The organism is Streptomyces sp. NPDC024017, from assembly GCF_040638895.1.
Classification (GTDB): Bacteria; Actinomycetota; Actinomycetes; order Streptomycetales; family Streptomycetaceae; genus Streptomyces.
Genome location: NZ_JBEZYZ010000007.1, coordinates 280,016 through 302,872, shown reverse-complemented (window position 1 = coordinate 302,872; position 22,857 = coordinate 280,016). Strand labels below are relative to the sequence as shown.

General features: G+C 70.4%; 16 protein-coding genes. 7 read left to right on the top strand and 9 right to left on the bottom strand.

Annotated elements, in window-relative coordinates:
- The first annotated feature begins 50 nt into the window (after nucleotides 1–50).
- Nucleotides 51–992, top strand: coding sequence for a chlorophyllase (locus AB0G20_RS20950; protein ID WP_361304588.1), 942 nt, complete (start codon nucleotides 51–53; stop codon nucleotides 990–992).
- Between the two features lie 87 nt (nucleotides 993–1,079).
- Complete coding sequence (locus AB0G20_RS20945) at nucleotides 1,080–1,580, top strand: GNAT family N-acetyltransferase (RefSeq protein ID WP_361304585.1); 501 nt, start codon at nucleotides 1,080–1,082, stop codon at nucleotides 1,578–1,580.
- 145 nt (nucleotides 1,581–1,725) lie between these two features.
- Here the strand turns inward: AB0G20_RS20945 and AB0G20_RS20940 are convergent, their stop codons facing one another.
- On the bottom strand, nucleotides 1,726–5,007 hold the full coding sequence (locus tag AB0G20_RS20940; RefSeq protein WP_361304583.1) for a family 78 glycoside hydrolase catalytic domain: 3,282 nt from the start codon (nucleotides 5,005–5,007) through the stop codon (nucleotides 1,726–1,728).
- Nucleotides 5,008–5,657: 650 nt separating this feature from the next.
- Entirely contained in the window at nucleotides 5,658–6,275 is a 618-nt protein-coding gene (locus tag AB0G20_RS20935; RefSeq protein WP_361304580.1) for a DUF1707 domain-containing protein, read from the bottom strand.
- 280 nt (nucleotides 6,276–6,555) lie between these two features.
- On the opposite strand from AB0G20_RS20935, the gene AB0G20_RS20930 reads away from it, so the two are divergent.
- Genes AB0G20_RS20930 through mshA form a run of 3 tightly spaced genes read left to right on the top strand, consistent with a single transcriptional unit; the run spans nucleotide 6,556 to nucleotide 10,101 of the window.
- Nucleotides 6,556–7,938: an L-serine ammonia-lyase gene (locus tag AB0G20_RS20930; RefSeq protein WP_361304577.1), complete on the top strand. Its 1,383-nt coding sequence runs from the start codon at nucleotides 6,556–6,558 to the stop codon at nucleotides 7,936–7,938.
- Between the two features lie 31 nt (nucleotides 7,939–7,969).
- Nucleotides 7,970–8,821 carry a formate dehydrogenase accessory sulfurtransferase FdhD gene (fdhD, locus tag AB0G20_RS20925; protein ID WP_361304574.1) on the top strand — a complete coding sequence of 284 codons (852 nt, stop codon included), beginning with the start codon at nucleotides 7,970–7,972 and terminating at the stop codon, nucleotides 8,819–8,821.
- A 26-nt stretch (nucleotides 8,822–8,847) separates the two neighbouring features.
- A complete protein-coding gene (gene mshA / locus AB0G20_RS20920) occupies nucleotides 8,848–10,101 on the top strand; it encodes a D-inositol-3-phosphate glycosyltransferase (protein WP_361305042.1) in 1,254 nt (417 codons plus the stop codon).
- A gap of 12 nt (nucleotides 10,102–10,113) precedes the next feature.
- Here mshA and AB0G20_RS20915 read toward each other — a convergent pair whose 3' ends face one another.
- Both AB0G20_RS20915 and AB0G20_RS20910 read right to left on the bottom strand, forming a co-directional pair.
- The gene (locus AB0G20_RS20915; RefSeq protein ID WP_361304571.1) at nucleotides 10,114–12,408 is read right to left on the bottom strand and encodes an FdhF/YdeP family oxidoreductase; all 2,295 of its coding nucleotides are present in this window, start codon (nucleotides 12,406–12,408) and stop codon (nucleotides 10,114–10,116) included.
- A gap of 3 nt (nucleotides 12,409–12,411) precedes the next feature.
- Nucleotides 12,412–13,554 (bottom strand): aromatic ring-hydroxylating dioxygenase subunit alpha, encoded by a 1,143-nt coding sequence (locus AB0G20_RS20910; RefSeq protein ID WP_361304568.1) that lies wholly within the window; start codon nucleotides 13,552–13,554, stop codon nucleotides 12,412–12,414.
- A gap of 191 nt (nucleotides 13,555–13,745) precedes the next feature.
- On the opposite strand from AB0G20_RS20910, the gene purU reads away from it, so the two are divergent.
- Together purU and AB0G20_RS20900 are read left to right on the top strand one after the other, a co-directional pair.
- Nucleotides 13,746–14,618: a formyltetrahydrofolate deformylase gene (gene purU / locus AB0G20_RS20905; protein WP_361304565.1), complete on the top strand. Its 873-nt coding sequence runs from the start codon at nucleotides 13,746–13,748 to the stop codon at nucleotides 14,616–14,618.
- Between the two features lie 55 nt (nucleotides 14,619–14,673).
- The gene (locus AB0G20_RS20900) at nucleotides 14,674–15,465 is read left to right on the top strand and encodes an IclR family transcriptional regulator (protein ID WP_361304562.1); all 792 of its coding nucleotides are present in this window, start codon (nucleotides 14,674–14,676) and stop codon (nucleotides 15,463–15,465) included.
- A 108-nt stretch (nucleotides 15,466–15,573) separates the two neighbouring features.
- Here AB0G20_RS20900 and AB0G20_RS20895 read toward each other — a convergent pair whose 3' ends face one another.
- Genes AB0G20_RS20895 through AB0G20_RS20875 form a run of 5 tightly spaced genes read right to left on the bottom strand, consistent with a single transcriptional unit; the run spans nucleotide 15,574 to nucleotide 22,854 of the window.
- Nucleotides 15,574–16,179, bottom strand: a complete 606-nt coding sequence (locus AB0G20_RS20895; protein ID WP_361304559.1) for a sarcosine oxidase subunit gamma family protein — start codon at nucleotides 16,177–16,179, stop codon at nucleotides 15,574–15,576.
- Nucleotides 16,172–19,456 carry a sarcosine oxidase subunit alpha family protein gene (locus AB0G20_RS20890; protein WP_361304556.1) on the bottom strand — a complete coding sequence of 1,095 codons (3,285 nt, stop codon included), beginning with the start codon at nucleotides 19,454–19,456 and terminating at the stop codon, nucleotides 16,172–16,174. The genes AB0G20_RS20895 and AB0G20_RS20890 overlap by 8 nt, the downstream gene beginning before the upstream one ends.
- 28 nt (nucleotides 19,457–19,484) lie before the next feature.
- Nucleotides 19,485–20,717, bottom strand: coding sequence for a sarcosine oxidase subunit beta family protein (locus AB0G20_RS20885; protein WP_361304553.1), 1,233 nt, complete (start codon nucleotides 20,715–20,717; stop codon nucleotides 19,485–19,487).
- The gene (gene glyA, locus AB0G20_RS20880) at nucleotides 20,714–21,997 is read right to left on the bottom strand and encodes a serine hydroxymethyltransferase (protein ID WP_361304550.1); all 1,284 of its coding nucleotides are present in this window, start codon (nucleotides 21,995–21,997) and stop codon (nucleotides 20,714–20,716) included. The genes AB0G20_RS20885 and glyA overlap by 4 nt, the downstream gene beginning before the upstream one ends.
- Nucleotides 21,994–22,854 (bottom strand): bifunctional methylenetetrahydrofolate dehydrogenase/methenyltetrahydrofolate cyclohydrolase, encoded by an 861-nt coding sequence (locus AB0G20_RS20875; RefSeq protein WP_361304547.1) that lies wholly within the window; start codon nucleotides 22,852–22,854, stop codon nucleotides 21,994–21,996. The genes glyA and AB0G20_RS20875 overlap by 4 nt, the downstream gene beginning before the upstream one ends.
- Nucleotides 22,855–22,857: the final 3 nt, after the last annotated feature.

Genomic DNA, 22,857 nt, shown 5'->3' with positions numbered 1-22,857 from the left:
TCGGCAGCGCAGGCACCAAGACCGCGTAGAACCGAACGGAAGGCACTTCCATGTCCGACTCCAACTCGACGACCGCACAGATGACTGCGGATACGCCCACCGTGGTGATATCCGCCAAGCCAGTCGTTCTGCCAGCCCCGGGCCGCGGCGAGGACCTTCAGGTCCGGGTGTCCGCCCCCGCCACCGGCAGTGATCTGCCCGTCATCGTCTTCTCGCACGGCTTCGGCTGGTCGATGAACGGCTACGCCCCGCTGGCGGATCATTGGGCCGCTCACGGCTTCGTGGTCGTCCAGCCCACCCACCTCGACTCCAGGACGCTCGGCCTCCCCGCCGAGGACACCCGCACCCCGCGGATCTGGCGCTTCCGCATCGAGGACGTGCAGCGCGTCCTGGATGGACTCGACGCTCTGGAAGCCTCCGTGCCGGGTCTCGCCGGGCGCCTCGACCGCGACCGCATCGCCGTGGCCGGCCACTCCTGGGGAGCCCAGACGGTCAGCACGCTGCTGGGCGCGCGTGTCCTCGACTCCGACGGTGTGCCCGGCGAGGACATGTCCGACCCCCGCATCAAGGCGGGTGTACTGCTCGCCCTGACCGGCCTCGGCGACGACCTGACCCCGTTCGCCGCCGAGCACCTCCCCTTCCTGAAACCCTCCTTCGACACCATGACCACACCGGCGCTCATCGTCGCCGGGGACAACGACCAGTCCCACCTGTCCACGCGCGGACCCGACTGGTTCATCGACCCCTACACCTACAGCCCGGGGAGCAAGAGCCTGCTCACGCTGTTCGGGGCAGAGCACTCACTCGGCGGGATCCCTGGCTACGAGGTCGCCGAGACGACCGACGAGAGCCCCGCACGCGTCGCCCTGATCCAGCGACTCACCACCGCCTACCTGCGCAGCGCTCTCCACCCCGGGGACACCAGCTGGAAGGCGGCGACCACCGCGCTGGAGGAAGACTCCGACCCGCTGGGGAAGGTGCAGAGCAAGTAGGCCGGCTCACCAGGTCCTGCCTCATGGGACGGGCGACCTCATCCGGCGGGAACCGCCTGCGATTTCTGTTGTGTGATGCTGTGCGCCATGAGTGATCGAGGCGACATCGCCATCGTCCGCTGGCCGGGCCGGGCCGCTTCCGTCGAGGACGGCCTGGCCGCGTTGCTGGCGGCCTACCACCTGCGGACGGAGACCGAGAAGGGCGCGGCCGTTGCCGGTGTGGACGGGCTGCCGGGCCGCTACCGGGCGGAGATCTCCGACCCGCGGACCGCGTTCGCCGGCGATGTCGTGCTGGTGGCCGTGAGCGGGGACGCCGCCGTGGGCTGTGTGGTGATGACCGCCCCCGCGGAGGGCCGGTCGGAGGTCAAGAGACTCTGGACGGATCCGGCGTTCCGGGGCCGGGGCGTCGCGTCCGGCCTGCTGGGTGCCGCGCTGGCGCATGCCGCGGAGGGCGGCGTGGGCACCGTGCGACTGTCGGTCTGGAGATGGCGGACCGGGGCCATTGCCCTGTACGAGCGGCTCGGCTTCACCGTCACCGAGTCATGGGACGCGCGGGACCAGTTGGTGTGCATGGAACGCGCTGTGTGAGTGACTCAGGCCCGGCCCTTGACGACGGGTTCCTCAAGGTGACGTCTTCCGCGTCACCGGAGGTGTGGCCCCGGGCCAGGCTCGGAGGTGCCAGGCCCGGGAGCAACTCGGGCCGTCAGTCACAGGCCCTGTTCCGTGCGGCAGATCAGCGGTCGGTGTCGGCGCGGAAGTCGTAGGAGCCCGAGCCGACCTCGAACACGGCGGCCCCGTCTTCCATCCGGAGGAACCGGACACCCTTGGCGGTGTCGGCCGGCCGGCCCCGCTCGGAGACCGCCGTACGGGTCTGCGCCGGCACATGGACCTCCGCGACGGTGTTGACCGGCACCGTCACCTTCAGGCCGACAGCACCATTGCTGGTGCTCCACTTCGACGACAGAAGGCCGTAGACGGTCTCGAGGCTTCCGGAGCCCTCCGTCAGGTTGCCGCCGGGGACCGGCGCGATGCGGGAGCGCTTGTAGCCGGGCTTGATCGCCGAGATGCCGCCGATGTTCTGGAACATCCAGTCCCCCACGGCTCCGTAGGCGTAGTGGTTGAAGGAGTTCATGTCGACCGGGCCGAAGTCGCCGTTGGGCATGATCGAGTTCCAGCGTTCCCACATGGTGGTGGCGCCATTGGCGACCTCGTAGCCCCAGGACGGGTAGTCCTTGTGCAGCAGCATCCTGTAGGCCAGGTCGTCCCGGCCGATCCTGCTCAGCGCGGGCAGCAGCAGCGGAGTGCCGATGAAGCCGGTCCGCAGGTGGTAGTCGGTGAGCGCGAGTTTGGCCACGAACTTCTCTCCGGCCTTCTCGACCAGTGCCTGATCCGAGATCAGGTCCATGCCGAGGGCCAGCGCGTAGCCGGTCTGCGAGTTGCGCATGACGGTGCCGTCGGCTGCGACGTAGGCCTTGGTGAAGGCCTCGCGGATGTCGGCGGAGAGCTTGCTGTACTCGGATGCCGCCGTTTCGTCGCCCAGGGCCTTGGCCACTTCGGCCATCATGCGGGCGTTCTCGGCGTAGTAGGCGGTGCCCAGGATGCCCTGCTCGGTCGGGTCGTCCAGGTGCAGCCAGTCGTTGGTGAAGAAGGTGGTGCGGCCCGGCTCGAGCAGGTCCGGTCCGGCGCTGTCGCGCACGAACTGGAAGAACTTCCGCATGGCGGGGTAGTTCTCCCGCAGGATGCGGGTGTCGTCGTAGGAGCGCCACACGGAGTACGGCACGGTGATCATCACGTCGGACCAGCCGACACCGCTGTCGCCGAACTGGCCCCGCGGGCTCGGTACGACCGCCGGCAGGTCGCCGTTGGCGTACTGGGAGTTGCGGACGTCGGCCATCCAGTGGGAGAGGAACGCGCGGGTGTCGACCAGGTAGTTGGCCGTCGGCGCGAACAGGCTGATGTCCCCGGTCCAGCCCAGGCGTTCGTCGCGGGCCGGGGTGTCGGTGGGAATGGACAGGAAGTTGCCTCGCTGGCTCCAGGAGATGTTGCTGACCAGTTGGTTGAGCATGCCGTCCGAGGTCTTGAGCGTGCCGGTGGCGGGGAGGTCGGACCCCCACACGACGCCCTTGACGTCGGCGAGCGCGGGAGGCTCGTTCACCCCGGTGATCTCGATGTAGCGGAAGCCGTGTTGGGTGAAGGTGGGCTCGTAGGTGACCGTTCCGGTGCCGTCGAAGACGTAGCGGTCGGTGACCTTGGCGCTGCGGAAGTTGTCGGTGTAGAGGGTGCCGTTCTTGTTGAGCACCTCCGCGTAGCGGATCTTGACGGTCTGGCCGGCGGAGCCGGTGAGGGCCAGCCGGGACACGCCGACCATGTTCTGGCCGAGGTCGTAGACGTACGTTCCGGCGGTGGGCTCGGTCAGCCTCTTGGCCTGGAGCACCTGGGTCCGGCGTACGGGCTCGTCGCTCTGCGGGACCAGGAGGGCGGTACGGGAATCCACGCTCGCTGCGGGCTCCCACTGCGTGTCGTCGAATTCCGGCCGGCTCCAGCCCGGGCGCTCCAGACGGGCGTCATAGGTCTCGCCGTCCTGCAGGTCGGCCTTGGCGTAGGGGCCGTCGGCCGCCTTCCACGAACCGTCCGTGGCGATCCACTGGACCGAGCCGTCGGTGTAGGTGATGCGCAGCTTCGCCACCAGGGCGGGGGTGTCCCCGTACTGGCGGCTCCAGCCGAGGCCGACCTTGCCGGCCCACCAGCCGTCCGCCAACGACGCGCCGAGTACGTTGTCGCCGCCGTCGAGCAGCTTCGTCACGTCGTAGGTCTGGGACTGGATGCGCTTGTCGTAGTTCGTCCAGCCCGGGGCGAGCACCTGGTCGCCGACCGGCTTGCCGTTGACCTCCAGCCCGTAGACGCCGAGGGCCGACGCGTAGATCCGCGCGGAGGCGACCTTCTTGCCGGGTTCGGTCGCGAAGTCCTTGCGGAGGAGCGGCATCGGACGGACCTCGGGTCCGTAGACGGCGTCCGTGGTGCCGGACACGACCAGGGCGGAGTCGACGATCTCGCCACCGGTGAACGGGTTCCGGCCGGAGGCGAAGTCGGTGTCGAGCAGCTTGTCGCCGTCGGCGCTGGTCACTACGGCGTCGTAGACCGTTCCCCGTTCACCGCAGCACGCGTGTGTGCGGAAGCCTATGTAGCCCTTGGTGAAGGTGGAGTCGGTGTGGGTGCTGACCGGTTTGCCGTCGAGGGTCGTTGTGACGGTGGTGCCCGTCACGTCGTAGCGGACGGTGTGGCGGCCGTCGAGGAGACCGGCGTTGGTGAAGCCGTACGACCCGAGATCCACCTGCTGCATCACGGTGTAGCTGCCCTTGACCTGCTTGTGCAGTCTCAGCATCGGGGTGGGTCCCGTGACGTTGAACTGCCACATGTACCCGTTGCTCGCATCCGAGGCGCGCAGGAACATGCCGAAGGCGGCGCTGTTGAGCTTGAAGTCGACCGTTGCGGTGTAGTCGGTCCACTTGTCCAGCTCGCTGGGAGCCGCAGGGCGCGAGATCCACTGGGCGCCGTCCCAGTCGTCCGGAGCGAGCAGGCCCGTCTCGAAGTACGCGGGCGCGCTCCAGGGACTGACGACTCCCTTGTCGTCCCAGGCCCGAACGCGCCAGTGGTAGCGGGTGCCCGCCTCCAGGGCGGGACCGCCGTAGCGCACGCCGACCTGGCGGTCGGACGTCACCTTGCCGGACGACCACACATCGGCCGACCCCGGAGTGCGTCCGACCCGGATCTCGTAGGCCTTCTGCGAAGTCGCCCGCCGGGCCGACGCCAACTGCCAGCCGAACACCGGGTCCTCAGCGCCGATGCCCAGCGGGTTCACGCGACCGTTGGTGGACAGAGCCTTCACGGTGAACGGGGCGTCGGGCGTCGACGCCGCGGAGGACCCGGGCGCCGGCAGGGCCGCCATGCTTCCCACCACGGCGAGCACCACGAACCCCCTCAGGAGAGTGAGCAGGACTGAGCGTTTATCGCTCATGGCAACTCCGAATTGAATCGTTTCAAACACTCAGCTTGGCCGGGACGCTACTGATGTGACGCGGAACACGTCAAGAGGCGGTAGGCAGGCAGATTCGCGATTGTCCGGAGTTCGGCCCTCATACGGTGGCGAATGTCCGAGCTCAGTTGGCGGGTTGGCTTGCGCGGCCCCTTCAACGGCCGCCGGTCGGCAGCGGAGGGACGGGGAGGGCACCGGTGGTCGCGGCGGCAGTCGACCGGGACGTCCTGCCGACCGTCGTGACGAGGCGGCACTTACCCGGGGAGCCGGACGGAGGACGCCCAGGCCGGCCTCACCATCGGGTCGACCGGCCCCAACTTCGGCCCGACGCGCTCGTCGACACCGTCGGCCGTACCCCAGCCCTGGCCACCTTCGTGAGCGTCGCGTCCGCGATAGTCAGACGCTTCACCCAGGCCGAGACTATCAACAGGGGCCGCTTCACGCAGCGGACCGAAGAAGGCCCCCAAGGTGACGAAGCGTCAGAACCCTAAACGACAGACCGGGCACAGCCAGGGGACGTACGCCACCTGTCGAAGACCTGCCGCTCCAGCCGCACCCACTGTTCGTCCGTCAGACCCCCGCGAGCCATTCCAAGATCGTTCCAGATCTTGATCAACACCCCGGCACGCGTCCTAGCCCTGCGTCGGGCTGCTGTCCAGCTTGCGTCGTTCCCGGCGGTCGGGATGGCGGACGACCACTCCCGCCATGCCGCCGGAACCAGTGAGCCGGATCAGCGGAGTTCCCGGGAGCCGGTCGGGAGTGGTCTTGTCCGTCAGGCCGCCAACGCCGGGATCCATGCCGCTGGTGTCTACGGCCCAGCCGTCGGGAACGACGATCGTGACACCAGAGGTCTCCCCGTACGCCTCGACTGCGACCTCCGTCAGGCGGCACTCGACCCGAGTGAAGTCAACCTTCACACCCCCTACGCCTCCGCGAGCGATCACATGCCCGGGAACCTCCCAGCGCCCGGGGCCTCGAGACGCGCCATACATGCCGCCCTTGAGCACCAGCGGCGGCCGGCTCTCAGGGGAATTCAGCCTCGGCAAGTCGGCGGTCAGGACGGCCAACTCGGCGTACGTCTTGGACGTCAGCGCCTGCTCCAGGCGCGAATCCAGCTCATCGAGATCGATTCGCCCCTCGGCTGCCGCATCGCGCAGCTGCTCCACCACCGCTTCCCGGTCGTCGTGAGAGGCGCGGAGCTCTCCTGATGGTGCGGGGCGCGGAGAGGGCTCCGGAGGCTGGGCAGTCATGGCCACAAGAATAAGCAGCCGGCGGACCGAGCGGACTGGGACTGCACATCTCAAACGCAAGCTCAGCGCGGTACGTGCTGTGAGCGGGGCGACGGGGAGTCTCCCTGTCGTCGACGACGGGTCCAGCTCGCGCGGCGGGCGTCTTGACAACCTGGAGCACAGGAGAAAAGCTGTTGCGCATAGAGATGCCGGTTGCTTAATCAGAAACCAGAGCATCCGCGGTCGAGAGGTTCCGCTCGCACCTCCCGCCACACCCACGCGCAGACAAGGGAGCCCGCTCGTGGCCATCTCCGTCTTCGACCTCTTCTCCGTCGGCATAGGCCCGTCCAGTTCGCACACGGTCGGTCCCATGCGGGCTGCCCGCATGTTCGCCGGCAGGCTGGAGAAGGAGGATCTGCTCGCGCGGACGGCGTCGGTACGGGCCGAGCTCTTCGGGTCACTGGGGGCCACCGGCCACGGTCACGGCACCCCCAAGGCCGTCCTGCTCGGTCTGGAGGGCAACGAGCCGCACACGGTGGACGCCGGCGTGGCCGAACGGGACGTGGAGCGGATCAGGTCGGCGGGCCGACTGCGTCTGCTGGGCTGCGAGCTCGGCGACACCCACGAGATCCCCTTCGACACGGAGAGGCAGCTGGTCCTGCACCGCCGCCGCTCCCTGCCGTACCACGCCAACGGCATGAGGCTGTTCGCGTACGACGCCGAGGGGCTGACCTTGCTGGAGGCCACCTACTACTCGGTCGGCGGCGGGTTCGTCGTCGACGAGGAGGCCGCCGGCGCGGACCGGGTCAAGGTCGACGACACGGTGGTGAAGTACCCGTTCGGCAGCGGCGACGAGCTGCTGCGCCTGACCCGGGAAACAGGTCTGTCGATCTCGGCGCTGATGCTGGAGAACGAGCTGTCGTGGCGGACCGAGGAGGAGATCCGCGCGGGGCTGCTGGAGATCTGGCGGGTGATGCGGGAGTGCGTGGCACGCGGCCTGTCCTGTGAGGGGATCCTGCCGGGCGGGCTCAGGGTCCGCCGCCGGGCCACCGCCGTGGCCAAGGCGCTGCGGGCCGAGGGCGACCCGGCGGGGCGGGCGTTGGAGTGGGTGACCCTCTACGCCATGGCGGTCAACGAGGAGAACGCGGCCGGCGGCCGGGTGGTCACCGCCCCGACGAACGGCGCGGCCGGCATCATCCCGGCGGTCCTGCACTACTACGTCAACTTCGTGCACGGAGCCGACGACGACGCCGTGGTCCGGTTCCTGCTTGCGGCCGGCGCCATCGGCCTGCTGTTCAAGGAGAACGCCTCGATCTCGGGCGCCGAGGTCGGCTGCCAGGGCGAGGTCGGCGCCGCCTGTTCCATGGCCGCGGGCGGCCTCGCGGAGGTGTTCGGCGGCTCGCCAGAACAAGTGGAGAACGCCGCCGAGATCGGCATGGAACACAACCTGGGCCTGACCTGCGACCCGGTCGGCGGCCTGGTGCAGATCCCGTGCATCGAGCGCAACGGCATGGCTGCGGTCAAGGCCGTCACCGCGGCCCGGATGGCCCTGCGGGGCGACGGCCGCCACCACGTCTCCCTGGACAAGGTCATCAAGACCATGAAGGAGACGGGCGCCGACATGAAGGTCAAGTACAAGGAGACGGCCCGCGGCGGGCTCGCGGTCAACGTCATCGAGTGCTGACGAGGCCGCAGCCGAGATCTGGGGAGTGTGCGTGGGACGGGTCACCGAGCGACGGCGCGTACTGCGCATCCGGGACGGGGCGGTGGGCAGCCGGCCGGACACCCTGGTCGCGGAGGAGCCACTGGAGATCCGCCTGAACGGCAAGCCTCTCGCGATCACCATGCGCACGCCCGGCGACGACTTCGCGCTGGCCGCCGGGTTCCTGGTGAGCGAGGGCGTCCTCGGCAGGGCCGATGAGTTGGCGAACATCGTGTACTGCGCGGGCGCTACGACCGACGGCTCGAACACGTACAACGTCGTCGACGTGCGACTCGCGCCCGGCGTAGCGGTGCCGGACATCTCCCTCGAGCGGAATGTGTACACCACCTCCTCGTGCGGTCTGTGCGGCAAGGCGAGCCTCGACGCCGTGCGGACCACCGCACGTTGGCCGATCGCCGACACTCCCCCGGTCCGGGTGGCCCCCGATCTCCTGGCCGCCCTCCCCGACCGGTTGCGGGCCGCGCAGCGGGTGTTCGACCGCACCGGGGGTCTGCATGCCGCGGGGCTGTTCTCGCCGGAGGGGGACCTGCTGGATCTGCGTGAGGACGTGGGCCGTCACAACGCGGTCGACAAACTGATCGGCCGCGCGCTGCGCTCCGGTGCGCTGCCGCTGTCCCGGGCCATCCTGCTGGTGTCCGGCCGCGCGTCCTTCGAGCTGGCGCAGAAGTCGGTCATGGCCGGCATCCCGGTGCTGGCCGCGGTCTCCGCGCCGTCCTCCCTCGCGGTGGACCTGGCGGCGGAGACGGGCCTCACGCTGGTCGGTTTCCTGCGTGGCACCTCCATGAACGTGTACGCCGGCGAGCAGCGCCTCGCCCTCGGGACACGAGGAGGTCGCCCGGAGTGACCCGTCGCCGCCCCCGCCGCGTCGCGATGTTCAGCGTGCACACCTCGCCCCTGCACCAGCCGGGCACCGGCGACGCGGGCGGCATGAACGTCTACATCGTCGAACTAGCCACGTGCCTGGCCGCGATCGGCATCGAGGTGGAGATCTTCACCCGGGCGACCTCGGCGGCGCTGCCGCCCACCGTCGAGCTCGCACCGGGTGTGCTGGCGCGGCATGTGGTGGCCGGCCCGTACGAGGGCCTGGCCAAGGAGGAACTGCCGGCGCGGCTGTGCGAGTTCACGCAGGGAGTGGCGCGGGTCTGGGCCGGGCAGCGCCCCGGGTACTACGACGTCGTGCACTCGCACTACTGGCTGTCCGGACAGGCCGGCCGGCTCACCGCCGACCGCTGGGGCGTACCGCTCGTGCACGCCATGCACACCATGGCCCTGGTCAAGAAGGCGTCCCTCGCCGAGGGCGACACACCCGAACCCGAGTCCCGCGTGCTCGGAGAGACACGGGTCGTCCGGGGCGCACACCGGCTGATCGCCAACACGGCCGAGGAAGCGGAGGAGTTGTGCCGCCACTACGACGCCGAACCCGGCAGGGTCGCCGTCGTGCACCCCGGCGTGAACCTGAATCGCTTCCGCCCCGATCCTCGCGGGGTCGAGGCCGGCCGGGCCGCCGCCCGGGCCAGGCTCGGGCTGCCGCCGGAGGCACTCATCCCGCTCTTCGCCGGTCGCATCCAGCCGCTCAAGGCTCCGGACATACTGCTGCGTGCGGTGGCACGGCTGCTGGTGGAACGGCCGCGGCTGCGCGAGCGGATCGTCGTGCCGGTCGTGGGCGGACCGAGCGGCAGCGGCCTGGCCAGGCCGGAGGAGTTGCAGAAGCTCGCCGCCCAGCTCGGCATCGGTGATGTGGTGCTGTTCCGTCCGCCGGTGAGTCAGGCAGAGCTCGCGGACTGGTACCGGGCGGCGACCGTGCTGGTCATGCCGTCCTACAGCGAGTCCTTCGGCCTGGTGGCCGCCGAGGCGCAGGCCTGCGGCACGCCGGTGATCGCGGCCGCGGTCGGCGGCCTGCCGGTGGCTGTTCAGGACGGAGTGAGCGGCGTCCTGGTGCCGGGGCACAGGCCCGCGGACTACGCGCGGGCGCTGCGCCGCTTCGCCGACGACCCGGCGCTCTCGGCCCGGATGGGAGCGGCCGCCGCCCGGCACGCCGAGTCGTTCGGCTGGGACACGGCCGCCGCCGCCACGGCGGAGGTGTACGCGGCGGCGATGCGGGAGGCTGCGCGGGAGCGTGGCTGACCGGCGGTCCGGTCAGTGCGCGGCCTCCAGCCGGACCACGATGGACTTGGACGTCGGTGTGTTGCTGACCTCCGCGGTCGAGTCCAGCGGTACGAGGACGTTGGTCTCGGGGAAGTAGGCGGCGCAACAGCCACGCGGGGTGGGGTAGGCGACCGTTCGGAAGGCCGGTGCCCGGCGCTCGACCCCGTCGGAGAACTCGCTGACGATGTCGACCGGATCGCCCTCGGTCAGGCCGTGCGCGGCGAGGTCGTCCGGGTGGACGAAGAGCACCCTGCGGCCCTGGTGGATGCCCCGGTAACGGTCGTCCAGGCCGTAGATGGTGGTGTTGTACTGGTCGTGCGAGCGGAGGGTCTGCAGGAGGAGCCGTCCCTGCGGGACGCGCAGCACATCGAGTTGGTTGACGGTGAAGTTGGCCAGCCCGGTCCTGGTGGGGAAGCGCCTGTCGTCGCGGGGTGGGTGGGGCAGGGCGAAGCCGCCCGGCCGGCGCACGCGGGCGTTGAAGTCCTCGAAGCCGGGGACCACCCGGGCGATCCTGTCCCGGATGCGGTCGTAGTCCGCTTCGAAGTCGGCCCAGGGCACCTGCGGACCGCCGCTGTCGAGGGCCGCGTCCGCCATCCGGCAGATGATCGCGACCTCGCTCAGCAGGGTGTCGGAGGCGGGCGCCAGCCGGCCACGCGAGAGGTGGACCATGCCCATGGAGTCCTCCACCGTCACCCGTTGCTCCCCGCCGGGCCGCAGGTCGGCTTCGGTGCGGCCCAGGCAGGGCAGGATGAGGGCCTGGCGGCCGGCCACCGCGTGGGACCGGTTGAGCTTGGTGGAGATCTGCACCGTGAGCTCGCAGTTGCGCAGAGCTCGCTCGGTCACTTCGGTGTCCGGAGCGGCGGAGACGAAGTTGCCGCCGAGCGCCACGAAGACCCGTACCTGTCCGTCCCGCATGGCCCGGATGGCCTCCACCGCGTCGTGGCCGTGGTGGCGCGGCGGCACGAAGCCGAACTCCGCGCCGAGCGCGTCGAGGAAGGCGGCGTCCGGCTTCTCGTGGATGCCCATGGTCCGGTCGCCCTGGACGTTGGAGTGCCCGCGCACGGGGCACAGGCCGGCGCCGGGGCGGCCGATGTTTCCGCGCAGCAGCAGGAAGTTGACGACCTCGCGGATGGTCGGCACCGAGTGGCGGTGCTGGGTGAGGCCCATGGCCCAGCACACGACGATCTTCCGGGCGGACAGTACCTCCTGGAACGCCTCCTGGATCTCCCGCTCCGACAGGCCCGTCGCCTCCAGGACGTCGTCCCAGGACGTCTTGCGGGCCTGGTCGGCGAACTCCTCGAAGCCGTGGGTGTGCGCGGCGATGAAGTCATGGTCGAGGACCGTGCCGGGAGCGTCGTCCTCCGCCTCCAGGAGCATGCGGTTGAAGGCCTGGAAGAGGGCCTGGTCGCCGCCGAGCCTGATCTGCAGGAACAGATCGGAGAGCTGGGTTCCCGCGCCCAGTACGCCGGAGGGCCGCTGGGGGTTCTTGAACCGCGACAGGCCCGCTTCGGGCAGGGGGTTGACCGAGATGACGCGGGCGCCCCTGTTCTTGGCGGTCTCGAGTGCCGAGAGCATCCGGGGGTGGTTGGTGCCCGGGTTCTGCCCGACGACGAGGATCAGGTCGGCCTCGTACAGGTCCTCCAGCCGGACGCTGCCCTTGCCGATGCCGATGGTCTCGGTCAGGGCGGAGCCGCTCGACTCGTGGCACATGTTGGAGCAGTCCGGCAGGTTGTTGGTGCCGAGGAGCCGGACGAACAGCTGGTAGAGGAAGGCGGCCTCGTTGCTCGCCCGTCCGGAGGTGTAGAAGGCGGCCTGGTCGGGTGAGTCGAGAGCGCCCAGCTCCCGGGCGATGACGGCGAACGCCTCGTCCCACGAGATCTGCCGGTACCGGTCGCCGCCCGCGGGGCGGTACATGGGGTGGGTGAGGCGGCCCTGCTGACCGAGCCAGTAGTCGCTGCGTCCGGCCAGCTCCGTCAGGGTGTGCTCGGCGAAGAAGCCGGGACCGACCCGGCGCAGGGTCGCCTCCTCGGCCACCGCTTTGGCGCCGTTCTCGCAGAACTCGGCACGGTGCCGGTGCTCCGGCTCGGGCCAGGCGCATCCCGGGCAGTCGAATCCCGTCTTCTGGTTGACGCTCAGCAGCGTCAGCAGACTGCGGCGGACACCCATCTGCGCGTGGGCGTGGCGAAGCGAGGACGTGACCGCGGGAAGGCCCGCTGCGTAGTCCTTCGGCGGGCCCACCCGCAGACGGGAGTCACCGGGGTCCTCGGCAGGTGCCTTGCGGGTCATCGCCTAGCGCTCCGCGAGGTTCGCGCGGGTGCCGAGGCGGTCCTGCACCCAGTCGTGGAACTCGCCGATGTGGTGCTCGCTGGGCACCAGGACGCCGCCCTTGGCGTACAGCCGGGAGCTCATGGCGGGCTGGCAGCGCTCACAGGCGTCGAAGTCCTGCCGGTTGACGCGGTCGAACAGCTCGACCGACCGGCTCACGTCCCGGCCGCTTGCCACCACGTCCTTCAGGTACAGCCAGTCGCACTCCACGATCGTGCGGTCGACCGCCACCGGGAACATCCGGTGGAAGATCACGTGGTCGGGGACCAGGTTGATGAACACCTGCGGGCGCACCGTGATCGCGTAGTACCGGCGGTCCTGCTCCTCGGAGACCGTGGGGATGCGGTCCAGCCCCTCCGAGCCGTCCACGGTGAAGCCCTGGACGTCCGAGCCGAACTCGGCGCCGTGCCCCACGTAGTACTGGGCCGCGAACCCGTCGGCGAATTCCGGCAGTACGTCGGTCAGCTCGGGGTGGATGGTCGCGCAGTGGTAGCACTCCATGAAGTTCTCGATGATCAGCTTCCAGTTGGCCTTGACGTCGTAGACGATCCGCCTGCCGACCTCCAGGCTCTCGACGTCGTACCGCTCGATGGACTCCGCGTCGCCCAGGCGCGCGACCACGTCCGCGATCACCGACTGTTCGAACGAGGGCGGGTTCTCGGCCAGGCACACCCACACATAGCCCAGCCACTCGCGCACCGCCACGCTCGCAAGGCCGTACTCCGTGCGGCCGATGTCCGGCATCTTCGTCAGGTTCGGGGCCGCCACGAGCTTGCCGTTCAGGTCGTACGTCCAGGCGTGGTACGGGCACTGGAAGGCCCGCTTCACCTCACCGGCCTCCTGCGTGCACAGCTTCGCGCCCCGGTGCCGGCACACGTTGAAGAAGGCCCGGACGGAGCCGTCCCGCGACCGGGTCAGCAGGACGCTCTCCCGCCCGACGTCCACGGTCCGGAAGGCGCCCGGCTTCGACAGTTCCGACGAGCGTGCCGCGCAGAACCACATGGATTCAAAGATGTGTTCCTGCTCCAGGCGGAAGATCTCCGGGTCCGTGTAGTGGTCACCGGGGAGGGTCGCGATCAGGCTCTCCGGCAGGCCGGTCGTAGTCATGGTTCACCTCGGAGTGAAGCGCCTCGGGCGGGCGAGTGGTTGCCTCATGTGCAACGAGCTTCTTGCTACGCAACTCACGGTGCAGCCCGGCCGAAGCACTGTCAAGCCCTTGACCGCAGACCGTCGCAGCCTGGACCATGTTGCGTATCAGTCAGGCTGTTGCGTAATACGCACTTCTCTGGGAGGGCTCCGTGTCACTTGGACCCACTACCGGCCGCGAGTTCGTCCTCACCCTGTCGTGCCCCGACCGCTCGGGCCTCGTCCACGCCGTCACCGGCTTCCTGGTCCGGCACTCCGGGAACATCCAGGAGAGCCAGCAGTTCGACGACCGACTGCAGGACCGCTTCTTCATGCGGGTGCACTTCGACGTCTCGGAGCCGGGCACGTCGCTGGAGGACCTGAAGTCCGGCTTCGCCCAGGTGGCGGAGGCGTACCGGATCTCCTGGCAGCTGTACGAGGCGTCGACGCCGACGCGCACGCTGATCATGGTGTCGAAGTTCGGGCACTGCCTGAACGACCTGCTCTTCCGCTGGCGCACCGGCGCGCTGAACATCGAGGTGCCGGCGATCGTCTCCAACCACCGGGACTTCGAGCCGCTCGCCGAGAGCTACGGGATCCCCTTCCACCACGTGCCCGTCACCCGGGAGACGAAGCCCGAGGCGGAGGCGCGGCTGCTGGAGCTCGTCGACGAGCTGGACATCGACCTGGTGGTCCTCGCCCGCTACATGCAGATCCTGTCGAACGACCTGTGCAAGCAGCTCGAGGGCCGGGCGATCAACATCCACCACTCGTTCCTGCCGAGCTTCAAGGGCGCCCGCCCGTACGTCCAGGCGTACGACCGCGGCGTCAAGCTCGTCGGAGCGACGGCCCACTACGTCACCCCGGACCTCGACGAGGGACCCATCATCGAACAGGACGTCATCCGCGTGAACCACTCCCAGGGACCCGACAGCATGGTCGCCCTGGGGCGCGACGTGGAAGCGCAGGTCCTGGCGCGGGCGGTGGAATGGCACAGCCAGAGCCGCATCATGGTCAACGGCAACCGTACGGTCGTCTTCCGCTGAGGAAAATGACCTCCACCCCCTCACACCTGTTGACTATTTCGCCTAGGGTTTCGCCATGAGCAACTTCGGTGCTGAGTCCGCAGGCGCTCCCAGTGGCGGAGTGCAATCGGTTGACCGTGCTGTCGCCGTGCTGGAGATCCTCGCCCAGCACGGCGAGGCGGGCGTGAGTGAGGTGGCCGCGGCGATCGACGTCCACAAGTCCACCGCCTTCCGTCTGCTCGGCGCGCTGGAAGCGCATGGGATGGTCGAGCAGGAGAGCGAACGCGGAAAGTACCGTCTCGGCTTCGGCGTCGTGCGCCTGGCCGGCGCCGTGACGGGCCGCATCGCCGTCACCAGGCACGGGCGCGGGATCTGCGAGCGTCTCGTCGACGATGTGGGCGAGACCCTGAACATCGCCGTGCTCGAGTCCCCTCACGCGATCAACCTCTACCAGGTGCGCGGCTCTTCGGCCATCGCCGCGCAGAACTGGGTGGGACGGCTGACGCCGCTGCACTGCACGTCGAGCGGCAAGATCCTCCTGGCCCACCTCGACCGCGAGGCCCGAGACGCGCTCCTCGCGGAGACCGGCCTCCCCCGTCTGACACCGCGCACGGTGACCTCCAGGAAGAAGCTGGAGGCGGACCTGTCCGAAGCCCGTGAACAGGGCTATGCCATCACGGTGGAGGAATACGAGGAGGGGCTCAACGCCGTGTCCGCTCCCGTGCGTTCGGAAGACGGCGAGGTCGTCGCCGCCCTCAGCGCGTCGGGGCCGGCGTTCCGGCTGACCGACGAGCGGTTGCGCGAACTCGCGCCGCTGCTGGTCGCGGGAGCGGACGAGCTCAGCCGCCGTCTCGGCTACGAGGGCTGAGACCCGTCAGGCCCGCCTCGGCCGCTGACCAGGACAGGACCCTCACGCCAAGCGGCGGTCGGTGATCCGGACACAGGATCACCGACCGCCGCTTGCGTGCTGCCCGCGTCAGCCCGTCCACTCCACCGACGCGTCCAGCAGCCAGTCCGTCAGATAGCCGGCGAAGGACGAACGGACCAGCACCCAGAACCCGGCCTTGGGGTCGTCCCGGGCGACCAGAACGACCTGGGCGCGGCCCAGGTTCGTCTGAGCGCAGCGCCCCGGCCCGAAGACCCGCGGGTGAAGATCCAGCGAGCAGCCGTGGGCCAGCAGGTCGCGGGCCCGGGGGCCCGCGACGAGGAGCGCGGTGCGCTGGGCCGAGACGTCGATGACGGACACCGGCTCGTCGCCCGCTGCCTCACGGATCCGGCTCTCCAGGCCCTGTTGGCCGCCCGGCGGGCCCACCACGAGCCACTCGTCGGGGCCGAGCCACAGCGCGGTCAGCTCCCCGGCTCGGACGACGGTGCCGGGTTCGACCGGAAGCTGGAGACCCAGCGCCAGTCCCACGGCGTCCGCCGCCGCCCCCTTGGGGTCGAGACGCACATTGATCTGGGTCAGGAAGGGCAGTTCCGCCAGCCGGATCGCGCCCCCGGAGGTGCGGGTCGCGGCGGACAGCCGGTCGGCGGCATGCGACAGGGGGCTGCGGAGCGGGGTGGTAACGGCGGTGTCAGCCATCGCGGCGGGCTCCCTCGGGGTCGTAGAGGACGGGGCTCGCGACGGTCACCGGGACCAGCCGGTCGCCCACGGGGGCATAGAGTCGCTCACCGATGCGGTCCCGGCCGCCCTTGACCAGCGCGAGGGCGAAGGTCCGGCCGAGGGCCGCGCTGCGGTAACTGGACGTGACGTGGCCGAGCATCGGCACGGGCGGCGCGGGCAGCGCACTGCCGGCGACCAGGTGTGTGCCCTCGGGGAGGAACGTGCCGGGTTCCTCCGGAAGCAGCCCGACCAGGTGCTTGCGGTCGGGGCGGGCGGTGTCGGCACGGGCGTGGGACCGCTTGCCGATGAAGTCCCGCTTCTTCTTCGACACCACCCAGCCCATGCCGAGGTCCTGCGGCGTCACGGTGCCGTCGGTGTCCTGGCCGACGATCGGATAGCCCTTCTCCGCGCGCAGGACGTGCATGGTCTCCGTGCCGTACGGAGTGATGCCGTACGGGGCACCGGCCTCGTACAGCGCCTCCCACAGCGCGAGGGCCTCCCATGGTGACACGTTGATCTCGTAGGCGAGTTCACCGGAGAAGCTGATCCGGCACACGCGCGCGTCGATGCCGGCGACGGACGTCTCGCGCCACGCCATGAACGGGAAGTCCTCGTTCGCGACGGCGAGTCGAGGCGCGAGCGAGCCGAGGACCTCGCGGGAGCGGGGCCCGACCAGGGCGACGGTGGCCCACTGCTCGGTCACCGACGTGCAGTGGACGCGCAGTTCGGGCCACTCCGTCTGGAGCCACTCCTCCATCCAGTCCAGCACGGCGGCGGCGTTGCCCGTCGTGGTGGTGACCAGGTAGCGGTCCTGGTCGAGGCGGATCACCGTGCCGTCGTCGAAGACCATTCCGTCCGGGCGGCACATCACGCCGTAGCGGATCATGCCGACCTTCAGGGTGCTCATCATGTTGGTGTACAGCAGGTCGAGGAAGACGCCGGCGTCCGGGCCCTGGACGTCGATCTTGCCGAGGGTGGAGGCGTCCATGAAGGCGACGCCCTCGCGGGCCGCGGCGCACTCGCGCAGCACGGCCGTCTCCATGTCCTCGCCGTCCTGCGGGTAGTACCAGGGCCGCTTCCACTGGCCGACGTTCTCGAACAGGGCGCCGTGCGCGACATGCCACTCGTGCAGGGCGGTGGTGCGGATCGGGTCGAGCAGGGCACCACGGTCGCGGCCGGCGAGGGCAGCGAAGGAGACGGGGGTGTACGGCGGGCGGAACGTGGTCGTGCCGAGCGCGGAGATGTCCACGCCGAGCAGTTCGGCGACGACGCCACTGGCCAGGACTCCGGAGGTCTTGCCCTGGTCGTTCGCCGTACCGGCCGTGGTGTAGCGCTTGGTGTGCTCGACGGAGCGCATGCCGGCACCGGTGGCCCGGGCCAGGTCGTCGACGGTGACGTCGCGTTGCAGGTCGACGAAGCGCGGGGCGCCGTCCCGGCCCGGGACGGTGAAGACCAGCATGGGCGGCGTCTGCGGCGGTGTGGCCACCTGGGGCAGCTGGACCTTCCCCGGGGAGTAGCCCTCGGCCTCGATCGCGCGGGTACCGGCGGCGGTCCCCTGTGCGAGAACGCTCGCCAGGTCGGAGACGCCGCTCGCGCCGCCCGCGACCTCGACGGCCTGCCGGGAGGCGTCGGGGACGAACGTGCCGAGCTCCTCGTCGTGGCGGAGCTTGCCTCCCGCCTGGCTGAACAGGTGCGCCACCGGGTTCCAGCCGCCGGAGACCAGGAGAAGGTCGGCGGCGAACTCCCGCTGTCCCACGGACTGTCCGTACGGGGCGACGGTCACGGAGGTGAGCCGTGGGGCGCCTTCCGTGGCAGTGACGGCATGGCCCGTCACCACCTCGATGCCGGCCTGGCGGGCGCGGGTCGCCCACTCCCCCGGCTCGGTGCGGGTGTCGACGACGGCCTCGACGGCCACGCCCGCCGCGGTGAGGTCCAGGGCCGCCGCGTAGGCGCTGTCGTTGGTGGTGAAGACGACCGCGTGGCGACCGGGCAGGGTCCCGTACCTGTTGACGTAGGCGCGGGCCGAGGCGGCCAGCATCACGCCCGGACGGTCGTTGTCAGCGAAGGCCAGCGAGCGTTCGTGCGCACCGGTGGCGAGGACGACCCGGCGGGCGCGGATGCGCCAGACGCGTTCGCGGGAGACGTGCTCGGGGGCCTGGGCGCCCAGGTGGTTGGTACGGCGCTCCACGGCGAGCAGGTGGTTGTCGTCGTAGTAGCCGAAGACGGTGGTGCGGCGCAGGACGCGTACGTCGGGGGCGGCGGCGTCGAGCCGGGCTGTCGTCTCGCTCACCCAGTCGAGGTGTTCGCCGGTGCCGAGGAGGCTGCCGCCGGGTTCCGGCTGGTCGTCGGCGAGGATGACGCGGGCACCTGAACGGGCGGCGGCCGCCGCTGCGGCGAGTCCGGCCGGGCCGGCACCCACGACCAGGAGGTCGCAGTGGGTGTGCACGGCGTCGTAGCGGGCCGGGTCCGGGTCGGTGGCGAGGCGGCCCTGGCCGGGGAGACTGGTCGCGACGAGGCCGTCGTAGAGCTCGACGGTCGTGGCGGGGAGCATCGGCTCGGGGAACGGGGCCTCGATCTGGACGACCGCGTTGGGTTCCTCGACTCCGGCCGAGAAGATGCCGCGCGGGCGGCCCAGCTTGATGCTGGTGCCGGTCTGGATGACGCCGTTGGCGAGGAGGGCGGAGGCGAGGGTGTCGCCCTCGTAGCCCTCGTATTCGTTGCCGTCGAAGGTGAAGGTGATCGGGGTGTCGCGGTGGATTCGGCCGCGGGTGGGGTGGCGGAACGGCTGGGTTGACTCGCCCCCGCCGCCCCTGCCCTTCCCGTCCTGAAGGGGCTCCGCCCCTTCGACCCCGCCGGGTGCTGCGCCCCCGGACCCCCCTTCGGCCTGTACGGCCTCGTCCTCAAGCGCCGGACGGGCTGGTGGTGCCGGAGTCGGCTGGAAAGTGGCTGGGCGCGGCTCGAGAGCGCCCGCACGCCGTTCAACCGTTCCCGGGCGCTCCTCCCCCGCCCGGTAAACCGTCAGGATCTCGTTGGTCGACGTGTCCCGCACCGCGTTGAACCAGCGGCGGCAGCCCGCCGCATGGCTCCAGCGCTCGGCGAAGGGGCCCCTCGGGTTGTCGCGGAAGAAGAGGTAGCGGGCCCACTCCTCGTCGGTGAGGGAGGACGGGTCCTGCGGGTACGGCACGTGGGCCTGGCCGCCGTAGTGGAACTCGGCCTCGTCGCGGGGCCCGCACCACGGGCAGGGGATCAGCAGCATGGATCGGCTCCCAAAACTTCCAGTGGTCCTAGTGGGCCACCGCGGCTGCGCCGTGCTCGTCGACGAGCGCGCCGGTGGTGAAACGGTCGAGCGAGAAGGGGGCGTTCAGCGGATGCGGTGTGTCGTGGGCGATGGTGTGGGCGTAGACCCAGCCGACGCCCGGGGTGGCCTTGAAACCGCCGGTTCCCCAGCCGCAGTTGAGGTAGAGGTTGTCGACCGGGCTGAGGCCGATGATCGGTGAGGCGTCGGGGCTGACGTCGACGATGCCGCCCCAGGTGCGCAGGACGTGGGCGCGGGCGAAGACCGGGAAGAGTTCCAGGGCCGCCGACATCTGCTCTTCGATGATGTGGAAGGCGCCGCGCTGGGTGTAGGAGTTGTACGCGTCGATGCCCGCGCCCATCACCAGCTCGCCCTTGTGGGCCTGGCTGACGTACACGTGGACCGCGTTGGACATGACGACCGTCGGGTGCACCGGCTCCAGCAGCTCCGACACCAGGGCCTGCAAGGGGTGGCTCTGGACGGGGAGTTCGACGCCCGCCATGGCCGCCAGGACCGAGGTGTGGCCCGCCGAGCAGAGCGCGACCTTGCCGGCCGCGATCGGTCCGCGGGTGGTCCGGACTCCCACCACCCGGTTGCCGACGACGTCGAGGCCGGTCACCTCGCAGTTCTGGATGATGTCGATCCCGGCGGCGTCGGCGGAGCGGGCGAGGCCCCACGCCACGTGGTCGTGCTTGGCGATGCCCGCGCGCGGCTGGTAGGTCGCGCCGAGGACCGGGTAGCGCACGTCCGGGGAGATGTTGACGATCGGGCAGATTTCCTTGACGCCGTCCGCGTCGAGCCACTCGGCGTCCACGCCGTTGAGCCGGTTGGCCTCGACGCGGCGCACGCTGTCGCGGACGTCCTGGAGGCTGTGGGCGAGGTTCAGTACGCCACGCTGGGAGAACAGGATCGGGTAGTCGAGCTCGTCCGCCAGCCCCTCCCACAGCTTGAGCGCGTGCTCGTAGATGCCGGCGCTCTCGTCCCACAGGTAGTTGGAGCGGATGATCGTGGTGTTGCGGGCCATGTTGCCGCCCGCCAGCCAGCCCTTCTCCAGCACGGCGACGTTGGTGATGCCGTGGTTCTTCGCCAGGTAGTGGGCGGTGGCCAGGCCGTGGCCGCCGCCGCCCACGACGACGACGTCGTACGAGCGCTTCGGCTCGGGGTTGCGCCACAGCCAGTCGGGGTGTTCGGGGAGTTCGGCGCCGGGGGTGCGGGGGCTCATCGGGCGTCTCCGTCCTCGGACAGGTGCGGGTAGAGCGGGTGCTTGGCGGCCAGGGCCTCCGTGCGGGCGCGCAGGGCGGGCACGTCCGGCTCCGGCTGGAGGGCGAGGGCGATCACGTCCGCGACCTCGGCGAAGTCCGCCTCGGTGAAGCCGCGGGTGGCCAGGGCCGGGGTGCCGATGCGCAGGCCCGAGGTGACCATGGGCGGGCGCGGGTCGAAGGGCACGGCGTTGCGGTTGACGGTGATGCCGATCTCGTGGAGCAGGTCCTCGGCCTGCCGGCCGTCGAGTTCCGAGTCGCGCAGGTCGACCAGGACCAGGTGGACGTCCGTGCCTCCGGTCAGGACCTTCACCCCGGCCGCCGCCGCGTCGGGCCGGGTGAGGCGTTCAGCCAGGACGCGGGAGCCGGCGAGCGTACGGGCCTGGCGTTCGGCGAACTCGGGCGTCGCGGCGACCTTGAACGACACCGCCTTCGCGGCGATGACGTGCTCCAGGGGGCCGCCCTGCATGCCGGGGAAGACCGCAGAGTTGATCTTCATGGCGAGGTCGGCCTCGTTGGTGAGGATGACGCCGCCGCGCGGGCCTCCGAGTGTCTTGTGGGTCGTGGTGGTGGTGACGTGGGCGTGCGGTACGGGGTTGGGGTGCAGGCCCGCCGCCACCAGTCCCGCGAAGTGCGCCATGTCGACCATCAGCAGGGCGCCGACGTCGTCCGCGATCCTGCGGAACTCCGCGAAGTCCAGCTGCCTCGGGTACGCCGACCAGCCTGCGATGATCATCTTGGGGCGGTGTTCCTTGGCGAGTCGCTCGACCTCGTCCATGTCGACGAGGTTGTCCGCCTCGGACACGTGGTACGGCACGACATTGAGCATCTTGCCGCTGTAGTTGATGCGCATGCCGTGCGTGAGGTGCCCGCCGTGCGCGAGGTCGAGGCCGAGGACGGTGTCGCCGGGCTGGAGCAGGGCGAAGAAGACGGCGGTGTTCGCCTGGGCGCCCGAGTGCGGCTGCACGTTGGCGAAGCCCGCGCCGAAGAGGGACTTGATCCGCTCGATGGCCAGCCGCTCGGTGACGTCGACGTGTTCGCATCCGCCGTAGTAGCGGCGGCCCGGGTAGCCCTCGGCGTACTTGTTGGTCGCCACCGAGCCCTGGGCCTCCATCACGGCGGAGGGCGCGAAGTTCTCGGAGGCGATCATCTCCAGGGTGGACTGCTGGCGGTGCAGTTCGGCGCGGAGCGCGGCGTGGACCTCGGGGTCCAGCTCCGCCAGGGGGGTGTTCAGCGCGTTCATACGGTGTTCGCGTTCCTCTCGGCGGCCTCGACGACATTGGCGAGCAGCATGGCCCGGGTCATGGGACCCACGCCCCCGGGCATCGGGGCCAGCCATCCGGCGACCTGGGCGGCGTCCGGATGGATGTCACCCACCAGCCCCTGGTCGGTGCGGGTGATACCGACATCGAGGACGGCCGCGCCGGGGCGCAGCATGTCCTTGGTGATCAGTCCGGGCGAGCCGGCGGCCGCGACGACGATGTCCGCCTCGCGTACGTGCCAGGCCAGGCCCTTGGTGCCGGTGTGGCACAGCGTGACGGTGGCGTTCTCGGACCTGCGGGTGAGGAGGAGTCCGATGGGCCGTCCGACGGTGATGCCCCGGCCGATCACGCACACCCGCGCTCCGGCGAGGGGCACGTCGTGGCGGCGGAGCAGTTCGACGATGCCGCGCGGGGTGCACGGCAGTGGGGCTTCGACACCGAGGACGAGCCGGCCGAGGTTGACGGGGTGCAGTCCGTCGGCGTCCTTGGCCGGGTCCATGCGCTCCAGTACGGCGCCCGCGTCGAGGTGGCGCGGCAGCGGCAGCTGGACGATGTAGCCGGTGCAGGCAGGGTCGGCGTTGAGTTCGTCGATCGTCTCCTCGACCTGCTGCTGCGAGGCGTCGGCGGGCAGCTCCCGGCGGATGGAGGCGATGCCCACCTGGGCGCAGTCACGGTGCTTGCCGCCGACGTAGGCGTGGCTGCCGGGGTCGTCGCCGACCAGGACGGTGCCGAGGCCCGGTGCACGGCCGGTGGTCGCGGTCAGCTTGGCGACGCGCTCGGAGAGTTCGCGGCGAATGGCAGCGGCGGTGGCCTTACCGTCGAGCAGTTGTGCGGTCACCTG